The organism is Daejeonella sp., assembly GCF_044232565.1.
Classification (GTDB): Bacteria; Bacteroidota; Bacteroidia; order Sphingobacteriales; family Sphingobacteriaceae; genus Daejeonella.
Window position 1 is genome coordinate 1 of the sequence record NZ_JBIILQ010000241.1, and the last position, 4,124, is coordinate 4,124.

At 34.9% G+C, this 4,124-nt stretch carries 2 protein-coding genes; both read right to left on the reverse strand.

Translation table 11 applies throughout. The features are described 5' to 3' along the window. Positions 1-2,390: AMP-binding protein (locus tag ACILQF_RS11230; RefSeq protein ID WP_395627499.1), on the reverse strand; the 2,390-nt coding region annotated here is incomplete at its 3' end. A gap of 9 nt (positions 2,391-2,399) precedes the next feature. Next, on the reverse strand, positions 2,400-4,124 hold a 1,725-nt coding region (locus ACILQF_RS11235), incomplete at its 5' end, for a condensation domain-containing protein (RefSeq protein ID WP_395627500.1).

Here is a 4,124-nt window from a genome sequence, read left to right on the forward strand (position 1 = left end):
TAACCAGCCCCAACAGTTTTACCACCAATATGAATTTCACCCACAATTCCAGCAGGGCATATTTGATCTAGATCATTTAGAATATATACTGATGAATTAGCAATGGGTTTGCCAATCAATATTTTGTTATACTTTTCGGGCACTTTCCAAACAATGCATCCAACTGTACATTCAGTAGGTCCGTATTCATTATATATATTAATTTGTGTATTTAAAGAACGTAGAATCTCTACATCACTAGGCAATAGTGCCTCACCGCCAATGATACAGGTTGATATTTTACATTCAGAAATAGATAAATGAGGAAGTAACCTGATATGTGAAGGCGTCAGTTTTACGGTATCAACGCCTGCAGAACCATCGAATATTTTTTGAAGATGCTCTGAAACTGATTCTTCTTCTGAAGCGATGTATAAAGTAGCGCCCCTGCTTAGCGTACTGAAAATAGAGGTTACTGTAAGGTCAAATGCAATAGATGTAAAAAATGGACAATTCCCAACAATATCGGGAGCAAAATAATAATCTTCAGTCCATTTTATATAATACAAAAGATTATTCATACTTATTTTACATCCCTTTGGATTTCCTGTAGTACCCGAAGTATAAATCACATATACAATTTGATCTGGCTTCCACTCAGGTAGGCTACATGGCGACTTAACTTTTGTTGATTTATCTATGAGAGCATCTATATGGATTGTATTAATGACGGGTAATGTCATCATTGTGGGGGAAGAAGAAACAGAATCAATATTGTTATTTCCACTAAAAGTGGTATCCGAAATCAATAAATTTGCATTCGAATTTTTCAAAATATGAGTAATACGACTTTCTGGATATTCGGTATCAATAGGAATATAGGTAGCGCCAGACATCATTACAGCCCAAATAGCTTTTATTAGTTTTTCGCTTCTCTGCAAGTGAATAGCTACAATATCACCTGGTTTAATATCATATTGGTTTATTAATATATCGGCAATTGCCCGGGAACTTTGATATAACGTTTGATATGAAGTAGCTTGATTATTATAAGTAAGGGCAATTTTATCAGGATTTTGCAGACTGGTTTCAAAGAATAAATCCGGCATTGATTTAAAAGGAAAATGAGCTATTTTCCCTTTCCCTAAGGATTGCAGAATGTGCGTCTTCACCTCAGCATCTGCCAATTCTATGGATTGAAGTTGGGTAATACTGCCACTTTCAATGATTTTTATAATCAGTTGTTGAAATTGGGATGCAATGGCTTGCGCTGCGTCTTTATGAAATGCAGTAATATTATACTGAATTGATACATTACAAAGTTGCTCTTTTTCAGTAATAATTAATTTAAGATTAGCTGGCTCACTACAAGATAAAGAATCAATTACCGTAATTTTATTTGGGTGCCATTCCGAAGGAAACAGATCAAGGTTTAAATATTCTACAGCTGAAGGAGAGAAGAACTGGCTATCAATTTCCGGATTAAAGTATTCACGATAAGACTCCAGCAATTCTAACTTTTCGCACCAAGAGGCTAAATTTTTAGAATATTCCGCACTTTCTTCAATGATATTTAGAGGAATACTTTTTGAGAATGGACCCAGTATTTGTCTGAATTCTTCAAATTGTCGTCCCGAAGAGACCCAAGCAGATTGCCACTTCTGTCCGTTATAATGCTTATTCAATAAAAACCTCCAGGCCATCCAAAGCAAATCATGACTTTGAGTATTAAGGCTAGTTGCAACTTGCTGGAAAAATTTTGAAGGAATAGCTAAGCCTATGGATTCATAGTTTTTCCAGTTTTCTATTGGATTTTCACTTTGCAAATTTTGATTGTAAAGCTTCTTCGAATCAGTACCCGCCCAGAGGTTTACCAGTTCGGCAGGAATTTCAGTTGAATTTTCTGAAAGGCTTTCAAGCCATTCTAAATATTGAGCATATTGTAATGTTTCTTCTTTATTTGAATTCTCACAAGCCTCCCCTTTAATAAGTAAATGAATTAAACAATGAATAGACCAAGTATCTAGAAGAGTAATTGGAGAAGCTAATCCTAAATATTTCACCTCTCCATTGCTTACAAATGCAATCAATTGAATACTATCCGCAACTTCTACGCATAAATTTTTATGCTCAGCAATTATGGCAAGTTCATTTAAATCAGAACAATCAATAACAATTACCGAAGCTTTTTTTTCAGGTGCTACATTTTGAAATGGATGTTTAAAATTTTCACGGTATTCAAAATTAGTTTTTAAAATATCATGGTCGTTAATAAGAACTTGCCATCTTGTTTCCAAATTAGATAACAAGAAAGACTGATCTATACGAAACAAAGCATAATTTAATAAGCAAGTGTCCCAGTGTTGTTGGAAGATTCTTTTTTGTACTGAAGAGGTATTATATAATGGCATAAAAACTTTTTAATTCTTTTTAAAAAAATTACGGATACTGGCAGTTTGTTCAGACTGCATTTTCTTCTTTTCGTTGGCATTTAAGGCTGCAAACAGTTCAGAAACGGTTATAAATGGCTTTTCATTTATTATAAGAAGCATGTTTTCGAATCGTTGCAAATGTTTTTTAATAGTAGGCAATGAGAAAAATTCGGAATTAAATAGACACTGTACAGAAAGCTCATTTTTGTTTAGCTTAAAGTGAAACTCGAGATCGAATTTTCTGACCATAAAATTATCCTCAAAGCCATCACTGGAAACTCTTAAGCCTTGTAGATCATACTCTTCAGTGCCATAATGCAAATCATAATCATCTAATTGTATTTCAACCAACGCTTTTTCACCTAATTCAAGGATAGATGGAACCCATTGCGCAGAGAATTTGGATATATTATCAGGGTCAATAAAACTGATATATTGTTGCTGAATATCTGATATTACCTCATGAACCATTTGTTGCTGATCGGCAGTAATAGTAAAAGGTATCACATTCATAAACAAACCGATGGTAGAATTCCAGCGAGCCTCATTACGCCCGTGTAAAGGTGTTACAACCGATAGCTTTTCTTGCTGGGTATGCTGTAACAAAGTCAGCATTTGAAAACCACTAATTAAAGGTAAATAAGGAATGGAATAAGTAGAAGACAATTGAGTTAATGCCTCATGGGTAGTAGGATTAAAGCTATAGCCATAACTTGTGTTTCCGCTAATATCTTGTGGCTGAACACGATCCTTAACTAAAGCAGAAGCCGCTATAAGTTTCCTGTCTGCATTTACAGGAGCTGATTTATAAAGCAATAAAGCATAATCATCATACTCTACAAGCTCCGGAAATTTAATGTCCTCTTGCTTTAGCAAGGATGAATAGTGTTTAAGAACAGAGGTAATTAATAGCCGCACAGACCAAGCATCCCCAATAAGATGATGCAACATGAAGGTAAATCGCCAGTTATTCTCAGAAATTTTAATTAAAGCGAGCCTGCATAACGGATCTGTTTCCGGATTGACTTCCTGCAACAAAGTTGTGTTTATAAAAGACAGAATACCCTCTTCCGGATTAGTGGAATATGTTAGATCTTTAAAATGCACTTGTTCTTCTGTTCCATTTACTGCAGTAAATTCTAATCCGTTTTTGTTAAGACCGAAACGATAACGAAGTGCAGAATGCTGCGCTATCGTAATGGATAGCGCTTGTAAAAATAATGCTTCATCCAATTTACCCGTTAACACTAAAATTCCCGGCATTAAATATTTGGTGGAATTCGTTAAATCCATGTCCGCCCAAAGCTTTTGTTGCATAGGGGTACTTGGCATCCATTGATTTTTTGGTAATCCACTTGTAGAAACAAATGTCTGGGTAACCACTCTGCTGGAAAGAACTTCAGCCAGTTCACTCACTATTGGATAAGTATAAATATCAGACAAAGATATGTTTACCTTCATCTGGCGATAAACTTCCGAAATCATTTGAATGGCAGATAAGCTCTGACCACCTGCATTAAAGAAATTACTGCCACAATTAATTGAATCTGTTTTTAAAATTTCTTTCCAAATTGCAATCAATAAAATTTCTTCGTTTGTAAGAGTGTTTTTTGTCGGACTTGCTGAATTTACAATTGGGTCAGGCAGTTGGCTAAAATCAACTTTTCCATTTACATTTAAAGGAATATTCTTTACCAATACGATATGATCGGG